12 protein-coding genes and 1 pseudogene are annotated in these 14193 nt (G+C 68.7%); 3 read left to right on the forward strand and 10 right to left on the reverse strand.

Translation table 11 applies throughout. The features are described from left to right. The coding region (locus tag ACWD0Y_RS33610) for a replication-relaxation family protein (protein ID WP_450264064.1) at positions 1 to 1238 on the forward strand (1238 nt) is incomplete at its 5' end. Between the two features lie 798 nt (positions 1239 to 2036). On the opposite strand, the gene ACWD0Y_RS33615 is transcribed toward ACWD0Y_RS33610, so the two are convergent. From ACWD0Y_RS33615 to ACWD0Y_RS33650, 8 genes are all read right to left on the reverse strand, one after another. Then, on the reverse strand, positions 2037 to 3272 hold the full coding sequence (locus ACWD0Y_RS33615) for a YaaC family protein (RefSeq protein WP_450264065.1): 1236 nt from the start codon (positions 3270 to 3272) through the stop codon (positions 2037 to 2039). A 519-nt stretch (positions 3273 to 3791) separates the two neighbouring features. Then, positions 3792 to 5207: an SDR family NAD(P)-dependent oxidoreductase gene (locus tag ACWD0Y_RS33620; RefSeq protein WP_450264066.1), complete on the reverse strand. Its 1416-nt coding sequence runs from the start codon at positions 5205 to 5207 to the stop codon at positions 3792 to 3794. Between the two features lie 159 nt (positions 5208 to 5366). Beyond that, a complete protein-coding gene (locus ACWD0Y_RS33625; protein ID WP_450264067.1) occupies positions 5367 to 6554 on the reverse strand; it encodes a wax ester/triacylglycerol synthase domain-containing protein in 1188 nt (395 codons plus the stop codon). Between the two features lie 11 nt (positions 6555 to 6565). Beyond that, positions 6566 to 8164 (reverse strand): prenyltransferase/squalene oxidase repeat-containing protein, encoded by a 1599-nt coding sequence (locus tag ACWD0Y_RS33630; RefSeq protein ID WP_450264068.1) that lies wholly within the window; start codon positions 8162 to 8164, stop codon positions 6566 to 6568. Positions 8165 to 8252: 88 nt separating this feature from the next. Continuing rightward, complete coding sequence (locus tag ACWD0Y_RS33635; RefSeq protein WP_450264069.1) at positions 8253 to 9188, reverse strand: terpene synthase family protein; 936 nt, start codon at positions 9186 to 9188, stop codon at positions 8253 to 8255. Positions 9189 to 9669: 481 nt separating this feature from the next. After that, positions 9670 to 9834, reverse strand: a complete 165-nt coding sequence (locus ACWD0Y_RS33640) for a hypothetical protein (RefSeq protein ID WP_450264070.1) — start codon at positions 9832 to 9834, stop codon at positions 9670 to 9672. Positions 9835 to 9894: 60 nt separating this feature from the next. Further along, complete coding sequence (locus tag ACWD0Y_RS33645) at positions 9895 to 10740, reverse strand: SDR family oxidoreductase (protein WP_450264071.1); 846 nt, start codon at positions 10738 to 10740, stop codon at positions 9895 to 9897. Positions 10741 to 10804: 64 nt separating this feature from the next. Next, positions 10805 to 11569: an SDR family NAD(P)-dependent oxidoreductase gene (locus ACWD0Y_RS33650; protein WP_450264072.1), complete on the reverse strand. Its 765-nt coding sequence runs from the start codon at positions 11567 to 11569 to the stop codon at positions 10805 to 10807. Between the two features lie 242 nt (positions 11570 to 11811). Between ACWD0Y_RS33650 and ACWD0Y_RS33655 the strand changes: the two genes are divergently transcribed. Further along, positions 11812 to 12699 (forward strand): helix-turn-helix transcriptional regulator, encoded by an 888-nt coding sequence (locus ACWD0Y_RS33655; RefSeq protein WP_450264073.1) that lies wholly within the window; start codon positions 11812 to 11814, stop codon positions 12697 to 12699. Positions 12700 to 12774: 75 nt separating this feature from the next. On the opposite strand, the gene ACWD0Y_RS33660 is transcribed toward ACWD0Y_RS33655, so the two are convergent. Further along, positions 12775 to 13296 carry a hypothetical protein gene (locus ACWD0Y_RS33660; protein ID WP_450264074.1) on the reverse strand — a complete coding sequence of 174 codons (522 nt, stop codon included), beginning with the start codon at positions 13294 to 13296 and terminating at the stop codon, positions 12775 to 12777. Between the two features lie 61 nt (positions 13297 to 13357). After that, positions 13358 to 13660 (reverse strand): annotated as a pseudogene (locus ACWD0Y_RS33665) (NF041680 family putative transposase); the annotation flags it as partial. A gap of 327 nt (positions 13661 to 13987) precedes the next feature. On the opposite strand from ACWD0Y_RS33665, the gene ACWD0Y_RS33670 reads away from it, so the two are divergent. Further along, positions 13988 to 14193, forward strand: a 206-nt coding sequence (locus tag ACWD0Y_RS33670; protein WP_450264075.1) for a helix-turn-helix domain-containing protein, incomplete at its 3' end; no start/stop codon positions are given.

Here is a 14193-nt window from a genome sequence, read left to right on the forward strand (position 1 = left end):
GGAAGAAGGAAGTGCTGAAGGCTCTCGGGATCTTCCAGAGGGCTACCGCGGAACACCTGTGGCGGATGCTGCGCCCCACCGATCGGCACGACCGGTGCACGAGGGACACCCTCAACGCCCTCAAGGATGACGGGAAGGTCCGGGTGGAGACGCGGCTGGAGTCGAACCACCAGCTGTGGGTGCTCACCGAGCGCGGACACAAGGAAGCCAAGCAGCTGCTGCCGAAGAACGTGCGGGTCTCCGCGCTGCGCAAGCTCGAGTTCGACGACGGCGAGCCGGTCACCGGCGAAGGCTTCGACGAACACGCGGCCGCCGTCACGATGACCGCCGCGGTCCTCACCGGGGCCGGGTTCGGCACACCGCTGTCCTGGCAGACCGAGATCGCCCACCGCCTGCCGTACGGGTACGCCCAGTACGCCGACCTGATGATGCGCGCCCCGGACGTCGATGTGCCCGCGATGCTCCTGGAGGTCGACCGGGTGAACGAGCCCGTCGACGTCCTGGTGGACAAGGTGCGCCGCTACAGCGAGTGGTTCGAGCTCCTGGCGCCGAAGGCCGACAAGGTCAAGGCGCATGCGGCCCGGCGCGACGGGGCGGCGGTGCACGACTTCCGGCTGTGGTCGCGGATCTACCCGGCGACCGGCCGCGAGGGCTACGTGCCCCTCGCGTTCGTGTTCACGGGCAGGACGAAGGCGCAGCGGGCCAGCAGGATGCGGCGGCTGGAGCAGGCCGCCCGTTCCTACTTCGCCGGCGCCAAGTACGCGGGCGCGGGCATCACGGCCGTCGACTATCACCAGGCGGTGCCGGTGGTCGTCACCGAGCTGGAGCGGATCACGGCCGATCCGGATGGGGCGGCGGGGAAGGTGTGGCGCAGGCTCGAGCGCGATGAGTGGCAGACGCTGACCTGCGCCCTGGACAACCCCGACGGTGACCGGCTGTACGTGGTGCAGGCGGAGCAGGCCCGCAAGCGCCACAAGGAGCGCGAGGCCGCGGCCCGCGAGGCGAAGCGGCCCGTGTGCAGGCGCTGCGGCGCGAAGTTCACCGACGACCGGTGGCAAACGGTCCGGCAGTACCCCGGGCAGCAGCACAACGAGCTGTGCGGGCCGTGCCTGCGCGAACACTATGAACAGGAGAAGGCGGAACGAGCCGCGCAGCGCCAGGCGGAGGAAGCCGCGGCCCGGGAGGCGGCCGAAGCGGAGGCGAAGAAGAACCGCGGCCTGTTCCGCCGGCGGACCTGACCGGAGCAAGCCGATGGCGTCCTGGGCAAGCTCTCCCATGCGGAGGCTTGCCCAGCAACTCCGCGACGGACGACGGGCGCGGGCATGATCGCCCGCCCGGCGGGACGGACCGTGAAGTCGGGACGTCGCCGTACGGGACGGAAGGGGCTGGATCGGCTGCGCACCAGTACCAAGGGCATAGACAGGGTTCATGAGACGCAGCAGAGAAGAGAGCGCGCCGGACCTGCCGGGCGACCTGTGGCACGCCTTGGCCCAGCTTCAGCACACCCATCCTGATCCGGTGGGCCGCGTCGGGCCGCTCGCCCGTCCGGCCGGGCTGCTGTCCTTCACCGCGGTCGCCGACAGCATCCTCGCGGCCCGGGTGCAGCTGACGGGCGCGGAGACGATGTACGAAGTGAACGAGACGCTCCGCGCGATGACCGGCGACCTCCCCCACGCACACTTCACCGGCCCCCGGCGTCGCCCTGGAGCTCACGCTCTGCAGACGGCAGGAGCTCCCGATCCACGCGGCGCACACCACCGGCCTCACCCGGCTCTTCCAGGAGGCCGCCAACACCGTCAGTGCCCGCAACATCCGCGAGGGCGGCTGGTGCTTCCACTGCGAGGGGACCGGTCTTGCCCGTCCGCTGTGGAAGCTGGCGGCTGGGCAAGCCTGAGCGGCTGGGCATGCCCAAGGGGGAGCCTGGGCAAGCCGCCCCGAACGGCGGCTTGGCCCACCCCACCCCCGGCGCGCTGAGGTGGTGCCCGCCCGGCTGGACGTCCCGGCCGGGCTCGTGAGGGAGGCACCGGTGAAGACCTTCACGACGGGGAAGACGGCCGTTCGGCGCGACGTGCACCGCTCTGGGCACGTATGGAGTGGACCGTCATGTCGGGGCGCTTCGGCCCGGGCTGTGGCAGGCACGTCCCGGTACTGGGAGATGGCCTTCTCGACTCTGGCGGCGCGCTCCGAGCTGCGGCGGCTGGCGCGCACCCGGGGAGCCGCCCGGGCCGCATGATCGCGTCTACGGCCAGAATGGTGACTTCTTCGATGGTGTCGGCGATCAGGACGGGCAGGTGTTCCATGGCCCGCTCCAGAACCTTCTCGATCTGCACCGCGTGTCGGCTACCGTCCACGTTGATAAGGCTCGCCCACTGAGCGGGCTGGTAGCGGGCGAGCATCGACAGCGCGTACAGCACCGCCCACCACGCCATCAGCGGGTGAAGCTCTCGAGGCAGGCCCGCAACGGCGGGGAAGAAGTAGCGGTGCCCGGCGTAGTTCCGGGTCATCGCATCCAGGCGTTGAAGGCGCTGCTCTTCTGTGCCGGTCTCCGAGGGCATCGGCCAATGCATGGACAGCCAGCCGGCGTCCGCGTGGTGACGCTGGTAGTTCGGCCCTTCCTCTGCTCCCACCCGCCGGCGGGCGAAGTTTTCATACCCGGTCGTGCCGGGGTAGCTCTTCAGGAATTCACCCAGCGCTGCGCGGCTGCCGTCGTCCACGACACGGTCCGGGATATCGCCGACGTCCACGGTGAGCAGCGGGTGGAAGCCGGTGTCGTCGATCGGGAGCGTGCTCGCGTACAGGGGCGTGAGCCGCCCCCGGCCGGACAGCGGGTACTGCAGGCTGACTGGGAGGGTGTCCCAGACTTCCTCCAGCCGCACCACCGTGTCGTTGCCCCAGAGCGGCGACTGCAGCAGCTCGCTGAGCCGTACGAAGCTGCCGGCAGTTCCCGCGGGATCCGTGCGGACCTCGATGTCGGCGAAGTCCATGTGATAGCCGGACGCATGGACGCCGTGTGAGATCAGATTCCAGTCCTCCCCCTTCAGTCCGACGGCCGCGGCCGCGATCGCCCGGCCGGCCTGACTCAATCCGTAGAACACCAGCAGGGGACGGGTCTGCGGGCCCACGACCTCAGCCGCCCGGAACATCTGCTGCGCCTGCTCCAGCGCCGTCGAGTAGGTCTTGGCCCGCGCCCCGCTGCTCGCTCGACCCGGCCGGCCAGAACGGCTGGCCCGCAACCTCTCCCACGCCTCAACTGGGTCTATCTGCATATACATGCAGGAAAACTATCCAAGACCGCTGGCGGCGCGCTTGTAAAACGAAGACCCAGGCCGCAGCTCCCAGGTCCGGGTCTTCGTGCTGGCTCCGGTAGCTGTAAGCGGCGAGGAGAAGTGTCTCTGACAGATCTCGATCTGCCCTCTACGCTGCCGCGCATGGCACGCACATGGACAAGACTCCACGAATACCTGGGAAGCCCGCCCGGGCCCCTCACCTTCGACATGGTTCGCCACCTGTGGATGTCGGTTCGTAGGGGCTTCGGGGCCCGGGTGCTGCTGAGCGGGGGTTTGGCTCCCGCCCAGCACGGGGTGGCTGCGCGGGAGCGGCACCGTCCTCTCCGGTGGTTCTTCAGCACGAGGGGACCGTGCAGCCTTCCAGATCGCCTTCGAAGGTCGGCTCATCCCAGTCGCCAACTGACCCACGAAAAACTAGATCAGCCGTCTGCTGGACACACCCCGCGGGGCTCGTCTCCTGGGGGTGTGGGTTGTACATGCATCGCCTGGCCGTCAACACCGTGATCAGCTGCCGGCTGTGGGGAGGTCCTGGTTTGCGGCCTGGTCCGGTGTGAGCCGGAAGATTCTCAAGTGGCGGCCGGAGCGGTGGGCGTACTTTTCATAGGGGGGCCAGATCTGGGTCAGGGCGTGCCATGCGAGGGTCCTGTCCGGACCTTCGAGCAGTGTGGCGGTGACTGGCTGTGAGCGTCCGGATCGGGTGACGGTCGCCCGGGAGGTGGCCAGGAGGTTACTGGACCAGGCGGGATGAGCGCTCTTGCCGAAGTTGCTGGCGACGACGAGAAGGCTGCCGTCCGGTTGGTCGTGGCACAGCAGGGGGACCTGTCGTGGCCGACCGGTGATCTTGCCAGTGGTGGTGAGCATCAGTGAGGGAAGGAGAGCGGGCAGGAGGAGGGTTCGCCCGCCGGTGATCCGGTGGGCGGCGCGGTCGATGCTCGGGGCGACCGTGGCCATGACCGCTACGAACCGGGCGCTGGCCCCGGCCTTCTTCAGTGCGCGTAGGGCGAGGTTGTCGTTTCTTGTTCCGCCGTCGTGGTCCTTGGCCGGCTGTGATCCGAGAGTCGTGCGCGATGGCGGGTGTGGGGTTGCGTAGTCGCGGCGTCCGTTGCCTCCGATGGTTGCTGCCTTGCGGGTCAGTTCTGGCGCCATGGCGTAGGCCCGGTAGAGCAGCGGCAGGTAGCCGGGGATGTCCACGGCTGGCTGGTGCTGGACGATCGCTTTGACGACGGCGATGGCGACCTTTTCTGGTGTGGTGGGGGGCAGGAAGTCGGCCATCCTGGGCATACGGGATGAGGGGACGTGCACTGCGAAGAACTGTGTGCCGACAACGGCAGCGGGCCTGACCAGGGTCACCGCGATATCCGAGCCTGCGAGCTCGGTGCGCAGGATTTCGCTGTATGCCTCGATGGCGGCCTTGGTCGCGGCGTAGGCGGCCGACGGTCCCTTGACGAAGATCCGTCCCGCGGAGGAGCCCATGGCCACGATGTGGCCGCGGCCGGCGGCACGCATCAGCGGTAGCACGGTCTTGACCGCGTGGACCAAGGCGTCGTACCCGGTGCGCATGGACAGCTGCGCCTGCTCGACGGTCATCTCCTCGACGTCGGTGAAGCGGACGTAGGCGGCGTTGTGGATCAGGACGTCGATGCGTGTGTGCTGGGCATAGGCCGCGTTGATCCACTTCTCGAGGGCGTGGCGGTCGGTGACGTCCAGGTGGGTGAAGGTGACGGATGCGGCCAGGGCCGAGCCGGCGAGGTCTGCGCGGGCGCGATCGAGGTTGTCGTGCGAGATGTCGCAGAGGTGCACGTGGGCGCCGGCGGCGGCCAGTGCGCGGGTCAGGGCCCAGCCGATGCCGGCCGCGCCGCCGGTGACCAGGCACACGCGTCCGGCGAGCCGGGCCGGCTCCTGTCGGGATGTGAAGATCATGGCGTATCCGTTCGTCGTGCTGCGTCTGATCGCGCTGTGCACAGGCGGCGGCAGGGACCGGGTGCAGCGGGGCAGTCGGGCGGCTGGGCGATCTGGGCACGGGCCGGTGCCGGTGGTGCTGATCGGCGTTTGGGCTGCCCATAGGTTTGCGGGTGTGGCCTATTGCAGAGCTGCGAGGTCCTGGACGGCTTCGTTCCAAAGGGCGGGCAGACGGCTCGTTGCGGGCAGGGCTGCGTCGGTGGCGAAGTAGACGCTGGTGGTGCCGTTGTAGCTGCAGGCTGCGATCGAGGCGGGATGGTTGCGCGGAAGCCAGGTGAAGGTCTGGATGTGGGTGACCGGGTCTCCCCGGTAGTGCAGGGGTCTGCGGAAGTTGATGTAGGAGGTGTTGAGGATTGCCCTGTTGGGGGTGGTGAGTTGGGTAGCCAGCGTGCGGAAGGCGCGTGCGGGGGTGATGTCCATTAGGGTGCGCATGGCCTTGCGGTGTGCGGGCCTCTTAGCCGCGCGGGTGGCAGCCAGGACGTCGGCCAGGCGGTCGGCGGGCGCGGGCCGGTGGCAGGGCAGAGCTACGGGGAGGAACGTGAACAGGTTCCCGGGCCGGTCCTCTTCCTCCGAGCGGCGCAGGTTCACCATCATCGCTGCCGGCAGTGGCCTGTGAGCTGCCGGGGGCCAGTGTTCGGCGGACCAGGCACGTAGGGCTCCGGACAGGGCGGCCAGGAAGGCATCGTTGCTGGTGCCACCGGATGTGGCCGCTGCGCGTAGACGTTCAGTGGGTACCTGCGCCCAGTTGCTCGCGCGGGTGCCCGTCAGGGGCGGGTCGCTACTGTCCCAGATGTTGTTGGCGGCCGCAGAGGCGAGCATCGCCTTGAGGACGCGGGTGTAGTCGGAGACTCCCGCCGCCGGCTGCGCCGTGCGCGGGGCGGCGGTGACAGGCGTGGGTGTGCCGAACAGGTGGCTGAGGGTACTGATGAGTCCTGATCCGTCGTGTGAGGTGTGATCGGCGCGATAGCACAGTGCGTAGCGGCCGGGGGCATGGCCATGAATCAGCCACAGGTCCCAGGGCGGCCCCTGGCCGGGGAGCGGGCGCGTCGTCAAGTCCTGCACAGTGGCGTCCAGCTGGTCACCCTGGGAGTCGATCCGCAGTTCACGCACCCGGGCCTCCAGGTCGGGGGCCGGGTTGTGGGCCCAGCGGGCTTGGAGTCCCGGGCCCTGGAGGTAGTGGGTCAGACGGGACAGTTGGGGCAGGTGGCGGGCGAGGTGGTCGCGTAGTTCCGCCAGGGCCGGGGCGCTGCCCTCCAGGTGAAGGACCGACCCGACCGTCTGAGGCACCGACGGCCACATCTGGGCCATGGTGTGCATGGTCAGGTCCATGGAAGTCGGGCGCGCGCAGTAGGGCACAGTGGTCTCTTTCTGCCGGCGGACGGTTGGCAGCGGTGGATGAGGTGCCCCAAAGCCAGGAGCGCGAAGACGTCGGCGAGGACGGGAACGGTGAAGCCGAAGGGCCGAGGCCCGATCGAGTCCGAGACGCTGGAGATGGACCCGCTGGCCCGCTGTTGGGTGAGCAGGTAGGCGACTCCCTTGACTGCGGGGCGGTGCTCGCGTTGGCCCCGCAGGGCAATCAGGGCACAGGCAGTGCTCAGGGCGTCGCTGGGGGCCCCGTCTTGCTGCCCCCACCCGCCATCACTGTTCTGCGTGCTCATCACCAGATGGACGGCCCGCCGCGCTATGAGCTGCGCGGGCTCGCCGGGGAGGCGCTCGGCAGCCAGTACAGCGCGGAAGACGGTATGCAGGCGGCTGCTGCTCCAGTCGGGAGGAAAGGAGCCGTCGGGGTACTGCTGGGAGGCGAGGTAGCGCAGGGCCCCTTCCACGGCCGCACGTGTTGCGCGCCCCTGGGTGCTGAGGGCATTGGCAGCAGCTGCGGTCATACAGGCTTCTGACGATGCGCCGGCCACATAGGTGGGGAATCCGCCTTCCGGTCCGCGCACGTCACGCAAGGCTCGCAGGGCGCGGCGGATCGGCTCACGGTAGGTGCCGGGGTCGACGAGATGGAGGAATTCGAGGCTGACCGAGGTGCAGTCCACATCCGCCAGCTGGGCCCGGTCACTGAAGGACCAGCCGCCATTGGCGTGCTGCAGACGAGTGAGGCGCCCGGCGACGGCGTCCAGAGCGGGACCGGGGGCCGATACAGCGTGCAGGGCCACTCCTGCGGTGGCGGTGCACCAGGTGTCCTCATCACAGATGAACGGCATACCGCCGTCGGAGCGCTGGTGCTCCAGCGCGGTACGTATCCCGTCGGCGAGCAAGCGATCGTGGCCGGGCTGGAGGGCCAGGGCATGCAGGACCGACAGGTGCACGAGAAGGTTGCCCTCCCACACGGTCCCTGGACGTTGGGTGGAACGCAGCAGCTCGAGGTCGCGCTCCTGGAAGCCTCTGGGGTTACCCGCCGCGTGGGCGAGGATGACCTTCACCGCGGTCATCTGAACATGGGCCCAGGAGTGCAGGCCGCGTGGGGAGAATGCTTCAGGACCGGGGAATGCCGTAGTAGAAGTCGCGCCCAGGAGGAACAGGACGGCGTTCATGAAGGCCCGCTTGCGAGAGCCTGTGAATGCAGGTGCCTGACGCAGAAGTCGCTCCATGTCCGGCAGGCCATGGGCAGCGGGCCGCCGGCCCACGGCGGCTTGCGCCAGGACCCGGTCCAGCGCATCCGGGCCGTCGCAGTGTGAAACGAGATAGGCCGCCAGACAGCTGCGACTGTCGGTCTCCAGTCCGGTGCGGTTCAACAGCGCCAGTGTCAGGGCGGATTCCAGGACGCGGCTGTGGCACGGGTCGCGCAGCGCCCCGTCGGGGCTGATACGTCCCAGCAGCACGTTGCGCAGCCGGGCGGTGGCAGGAATGAGGTCGGCCGGGAAGTCACTGACCGGCCAGTGGGGCAGCCCGGCCCGCAGCGGAGCAATTCTCATCAGCGTCCTCGCAGTCGAAGCCTGGCGGTGGCCGTTATCCGGGGCGCAGCGCAATCGCAGTGCTCACGAACGGCTCCTCCCTTCCTCGTCACAATGGCGCCGGAGGGGGCGTGGGGGCGGGGGCGAAGCGCCCAGTGCACGACAGCCAGTGCAGTGTGGCGGCCATGAACGTCTCGACCAGGTCCACGTAACGGTGCAGGTCGGCCAGTTGCTCCCGTGACAAGCCAGAAGTCGCGCGTACGGCTGTCACGTCAGCACGGAAGCTGGCGTGCCGCTGCTCGATCATGACGGCCACGTGCTCTCGGGCCCGGTCCGTTGAGCAGGCACACTCCCGGGCGACGACCGCAACCAGACCTTCCTGGTCTCGGACTGCTTCATCGGTTTCCGATGCGGCATCGTTGGCCCAGCCTGCGATGTCTGCCACCGCCCACCTCAACCGCCGCAGCGGCCCGTCCACCAGAGGCCCCTCCGCCAGGAAGGTGCGACCGGCACGCTCCACGATGTCCAGCATGGGCAGCACCGTGATCGTACGGCGCCGCAGCCGCAGGTACTGCAGCAGCGACAGCCGTGCCCCGGCGCGGCGCAAAGACACCTCCTGCTCAGTGGCATCGAGGAAGTCCAGGTAGTCGGCCCGAAAACGCTCCTGCCACCGCATACCTGTGCCCACCACCGTGCGTTCCCACAGCAGCCTGAGCACCGCCCCATGCGAGGCCAGCGCTGGGGAGATCACCGCGCCGGGAGCGAGTCCCTGCCGCAGGGAGGCGATGAAATGCTCCAGCTCACCAGGGCTCGCCCTCAGACCCTCGCGATCGATGCGGTCGTCCACCCAGCAGATGAAGGCCGCCCACTGCGCCATCAGCACCACATCCGCCCGACCAGCCCGCAGCAGGGCGCCACAGGACAGTACCTCCAGCCGCATGGCACGAAACCGCCGCTCTTGCGGACCGTCAGTGATCAGCCCCGCTTCCCTCGCCCACCGCACGGCCGCGTCGCACACCACGGACGCCGCCGACAGACCGGTCATGCCCTGGCTCCTGGACCTCGGCACGCTTCCCTGTACCAAGGCCCCCTGAGATGACTTTCGTGCTGGAAAGCAGCTGACTGTAACGACCGGTGACAGCCGATCGAACGGCCGAGTGACGTTCCCATCCGCTCCGACCCCATACCCACCGTCCATCTCGCCTCCAGCCCGGCCCTGAAGTGGCCGACGAAAGACTCGAGACCCGGCTTCTACCACCGTGACATTTATGGCAATGAAAGGGCAGAGCGCGAACAGGGGCGCGCGATGCACTTCTGACGCTCGAAAGCCGCTCTACTGCGAAGGCGTCAACTTGTGGGAGCCCGGGCCGCGTCAGGCCGGGTGCACTAGATTGACTCTGTCGGGGATCTTGGAGTTTCCCGGTGCGACAGCATGGTCAACGGGCATGCTCGGGTAGTTCCGCCGACCGACGAAACTGTCAAGGTACCCATTGTCCCTTCGCCCCCGTTCCGGTGAGTGGCTTTGTTCACGACGTTGAGCAGCGATTGTTCACGAGATTGGGAGGCGCCTGGAGGCCGTCGAGATTCGAACGAGCCCAGCCGCCGGCGCCGAGGGCGGACGCCGCGTCCATGTCGACGGCGCGATTCTCGGCCGTGCCTTCGGCTCCGGTGATCACCTGGTGTATCTGCACAGGGCCGTCTTCTTGGCGCACCGGGCGGGTCGGGTGGCCTTCCCGGTGCACGAGGTGGGGTCAGGAGTTGGTGTCGTCGTGGCCGAGGTTGCCGCCCAGGTCTCGGGAGGCTTCGACCTGGGCGAGGAGTTCCCGGGCCTTGGCGGTGACGCCCTCGATGGCGTCGGCGCCGGCGATGAAGCGCAGCGGCGGCTGGTCCTGGTCTGCGAGGGTCAGCAGGGCGTGGGCGAGCTTGGCGGGGTTGCCGGGCTGCTGGCCGTTGATGCTCTTCCAGGCTTCGACCGTGGCGGTGGTGCGTTCGGCGTAGTCGTCGATGGTCGGCTCGGGCCAGGTGGTGGAGGCGTCCACGAGCAGCTCGGTGCGGAAGTAGCCGGGCTCGACGATGGTGGTGCGGATGTTGTACGGGGCGATGTCGTGGTGCAGGGCTTCCATCCAGCCCTCGACGCCGAACTTGGACGCGGCGTAGGCGGAGGTGAACTCCGTGCCGACCTGACCGGCGAGCGAGGAGAGGGTGATGACGTGGCCGTCGCGCTGAGCGCGCATGACGGGCAGGACGGCGCGGGTGACGTTCATCGGGCCGAAGAGGTTGGTCTCGATCTGCTGCCGCATGTGCTCCGGGGAGATCTCCTCGAAGTAGCCGGCGAAGAAGTTCCCGGCGTTGTTGATCAGGGCGTCGATGCGGCCGAAGCGGTCGACCGCGGCCTGTGCGGCCGCGTGCGCGTCGTCCAGGCTGGTGACATCCAGCTTGGTGACCAGCAGGTTGTCCTGCGGGCCGCCCAGGGTCTTCTCGACCTCCTCGGGGCGTCGGCCGGTGGCGACGACCTGGTGGCCGGCCGCGAGGGCCTGGCGGACGATGTCCGTGCCGAGACCGCGTCCGGCACCAGTGACGAAAATGACCTTGCTCATGAGGGATTCCTTTCGGGCGCCGAATGAGGCGCGCAGTGCGTGGCGATGCCGAGCGTGGAGGGGATCAGCCCTGTTCGGTGGGCATGATCCACAGCTCGCCGATGGCGGCGTGGCGGGGACGGGTGATCATGTAGGCGACGCCGTCGGCGATGTCCTCGGCGGCCAGGACCTCGGTCCCCTCGAAGTAGGGGTCGATCAGCTCACCGCGGACCTCGGGCTTGTTGTGTGTGCCCAGTTCGCTCTCCACGGCGCCCGGCTCAAGGACACCGACGCGCACGTGGCGCTGGGTGACTTCCTGGCGCAGGGACTCGGTGAAGGCGTGCACGCCGAATTTGGTGGCGTTGTAGACGCCGTAGCCCTTGCTCGCCACGCGGCCGGCGTAGGAGCCGATGTTGACGATGTCGGCGACCTGGCGCGGGTCCTGTTCGGCGGCCTTCAGCAGGTGCGGCAGGGCGGCGCGGGTGGTGTAGAGCAGGCCCTGGACGTTGATGGCGATCATGCGGTCCCACTCCTGCGGGTCCGCACCTTCGACGGGGCCCAGGAGCATCAGGCCGGCATTGTTGACCAGGGTGTCCAGCCGTCCGTACCGCTCGATGACCTGTTGCACGGCGTCCTCGGCCTGAAGGCGGTCGGTGATGTCCGCAGCCACCACCAGCGCGGTGCCACCCGCCTGCTCGATCTCAGAGGCAAGAACTTCCAGGCGGTCCTTGCGGCGGGCCACGAGCGCCACCGAGGCGCCCTGCTCGGCGACCCGACGGGCGGTGGCAGCACCGATACCGCTGCTCGCACCGGTGACGAGAGCGACGGTGCCGGTCAGTTTCGAAGCCATGCGGGTGTCCTCTTCTCCAGACGTACGGCGTAAGGGCAGACGGCGGGCAGCGGCAGCGACGATCTCCTACGGCCGTCACGGCGCGTACTTCTCGAAGAATCAGTGCCGTGCACCGGGCCCGCTATCCAGGCAACCACCCACGAACGCCCCGTGGGCCGCCGTAAAGGGCACCGCTCTTCCGGGGGTCTGCCAGTACCCCCTTCAGCACGCTGACCTGCCAGGTACCGCCGTACCGTGGACCCATGGACCGCAGCAGCGAGATCCGTGAGTTCCTGCGCACCCGCCGGGCCCGGATCACCCCCGACCAGGCCGGCCTCGCCCCGCACGGCGGCCCCCGCCGCGTGCCAGGGCTGCGCCGCGAGGAAGTCGCCCAGCTCGCCGGAGTCAGCGTCGACTACTACATCCGTCTGGAGCGGGGCCGCACCCAGGGCGTCTCCGAAACCGTCCTGGAGGCCGTCGCCCGCGCCCTGCACCTGGACGAGGCCGAACGCGCCCACCTCTTCGACCTCGCCCAGCCCACCACCGCCCAGGCCCGCCGCAAGCGCCCCCTCGCCCCCCAACGGGTCCACCCGGTCCTCTACCGGACCCTGGACTCCCTCAGCGTCCCCGCGGTGGTCCAGGGGCGACGCACAGATGTGCTCGCCGCAAACCGGCTGGCCCATGCCCTCTACACCGACTTCGAAGCCCGACCCCGCCGCGAACGCAACTTCGCCCGCTTCGTCTTCCTCGACGAGGCCGCCCGCGCGCTGTACGCCGACTGGGAGAAGGTCGCCGGCGACTGCCTGGCCATGCTGCGCCTGTACGCCGGACGTCATCCCGATGACCCGCAGCTCACCGAACTGATCGGGGAGCTGTCCCTCCACAGCGGCACCTTCCGCCGCATGTGGGCCGACCACGACGTCCAAGCCCACACCACCGGCACCAAACGCCTCCACCACCCGCTCGTCGGCGACCTCACCCTCGACTACTTGGTCCTGGCCGTCGAAGGCGACCCCGAACAGACCCTCACCATCTACACCCCCGAACCCGCCTCCCCCTCCGCCGAAGCCCTGGCCCTCCTCGCCAGCTGGACCGACACCTCCGCCTCCCGGCCGCAGGCTCCCGAAGAGACACACCACCGGGCCGGCTGACCCGAGAGCTCCCGCCACGCAACGGCACCAAACCCCAGCGGGACGTCGGCCCGGCGAGGTTCCGCATGATCGTTCTCACTGATAACCGCCGCTGGACCGATGTTCCCCGAGGCCGTAGTCAGCGAACTCACCTCGACGCTCTCGCACCAGCAGGAGGATTCGAACAGTCACCAGTCTTCCTGCCTCCCGAAGAAGTGAATATCTGCTGCTCGTTCTCGTGAACAAAGCCAGAGTGAGCTGCGCGCGATCAAGCACTACAAACCCCAGGTCAGTAAAGGTATGGGCCCACGGTGGCAGTGCGATGAACTCCTCCGTGTACCAGTCGCGGCGTTCCTGAGCGAATGCGATCCACGGGTGATAGGCGTGACACAGGATGATGCATTCGCCTGCGCCCTCGATGACCGTCGCGGTGTGGAACGTACGAGGGTACGTCTGTTCCTCTATCTCACCCACATGGCCTCCGGCCGCCCGGGCGGCTGCATACAGCGCTGCTCGGAATGTCCGCTGGTCGGTTTCCGGTAGCGGCCCGTCCTTCGGCTGGAAGAAGCCCGTGGCGCCTCGTGACAGTGTGAACGCTGCGTCCTTGTCTACGGCCATGTGGCTCATTCTGCCGGGGAGCAACCCTGCCGACGTCTCACCCGCGCTCTGATCTGCTGCGTTATGTAGTTCGCCGAGGCTTCGTCCCTCTCTTGTGGTGGGGCGGGCGGGTATAGGCCTCGCCCGTGGCGAGGACTCGGCCCATATCGTGACGGATGGCCAAGCGGCGGTTCTTCGAGCCGGGTGGCCGCCCGGGGCCGGGACGCGTCGGTTTGGGTGCCCCAGTTGGGGAGCCGGTCTTCGTACGGAGGTGCCTGAACCCCCGCCGCATGCAGGCGGGTGTGAGTCTGTTCGGTTCGGTCGGCTTCTCCCAGGAGCGCCGCAGGTCCGCGGCGAGTGGGCGGGTGAGCCGGAGCTGGGTGTAGGGGATGGCAGGGTCCCTATCCGGCTTCCTCGCCGACCGCAGCACCGCTGATCGTGGCGCGGTTCACCAAAAGCCAGTGTCAGTCCTGGCCGGTCCGCACCCGGGGACCACCACCGCCGACAGCGCCCGGACCGTGGGCTTTCCTCACGGGAACTCCGCGATTTGCAAGTACGGCTACGCACTGAGCACCAGACACCTGACTGGAAGGCCCGATACACGACCCGCTCCGGAGTGGAAGGCACCGTCAACGAGTTCGTCCACGGATACGGCATGCGCCGCTGTGGCTATTGATCAGAAACGGTTTGGGTTCTGGGTCGTTGGACGGGTGTGAGCGATCTGGTGGGGGATGCGCGGCATCTGTCGCCTTCGGCGCAGGAGGCCCTGTGGCTGCGGGCGGTGGCCGCGCTGGTGGCGGGGCGGGGCCGTGAGGATGTGGCGGCGGTCTTCGGGGTGTCGCTGAAGGCGGTCGACACGTGGTGGGCGAAGTGGCAGGCCGGCGGTCGGGAGGCGCTGGTCATGCGTCCTCGCGGCAA

The organism is Streptomyces altiplanensis (assembly GCF_053591575.1).